Genomic DNA, 811 nt, shown 5'->3' with positions numbered 1-811 from the left:
ATAAGAGACAGTCTCTGATTAGCGTAGTAAGCAGCCTCAAATTCATATGGCGATACATAGCCAAGAGCTGAATGAATTCTTTTGCGATTGTAGAAGCATTCGATGTACTCAAAAATGGCTTGTTTCGCTTCTTTCCGCGTGCGGAATCGATTCAGATAAATGCACTCTTTCTTGATTAGGCTATGAAACGACTCCATACAAGCGTTGTCGTAACAGTTCCCACGTCTCGACATGCTCACTTGAAAATGATGTTCCTGTAAAAGTTGCTGATAGTCATTCGAAGCATATTGGCTCCCACGATCCGAATGATGAATCACTCGTTCCGTTGGTTTTTCGCTGTTTAGAGCTCGTTGTAACGCTTTGATGACTAACTCTTTCGTCATTCGTGTATCGATATACCATCCTACCATCTTGCGAGTATATAAATCCATGATACTGGCTAAATACAACCAGCCTTCATCGGTAGAAATGTACGTAATATCTGCCATCCATACTTCATTCGGAGCCGTTGCTTGGAAGTTTTGTTTCAATAGATTGTCATATACGTTGTAAGGATGGTTACTGTTCGTAGTGGCTTTGAATTTACGGACGGTAATGGATCTCAAGCCTTCTTCCCTCATGATGCGAGCGACCGTCTTTTGAGACACTCGAATCCCTTGTTTGCCTAGTTCTTGCGTAATTTTCGGGCTTCCGTAAATCTTACGGGACTTTAGATACTCATTTCGAATCTGTTGAGTGAGTTGTTCTTTTCGTTTTTTCTGTTTACTTTTCGGACGCTTGAGCCAGTCGTAATACCCACTTCTTGAAACAC

At 41.8% G+C, this 811-nt stretch carries 1 protein-coding gene; it reads right to left on the bottom strand.

The window, feature by feature from the left end:
• Positions 1-811 (bottom strand): IS3 family transposase (locus tag B6A27_RS18355; RefSeq protein ID WP_080862889.1); only part of this gene is annotated, 811 nt, incomplete at both ends.

This window comes from Anoxybacillus sp. UARK-01 (assembly GCF_002075365.1).
Classification (GTDB): domain Bacteria; phylum Bacillota; class Bacilli; order Bacillales; family Anoxybacillaceae; genus Anoxybacteroides; species Anoxybacteroides rupiense.
This window is presented reverse-complemented; position numbering and strand designations above follow the sequence as displayed.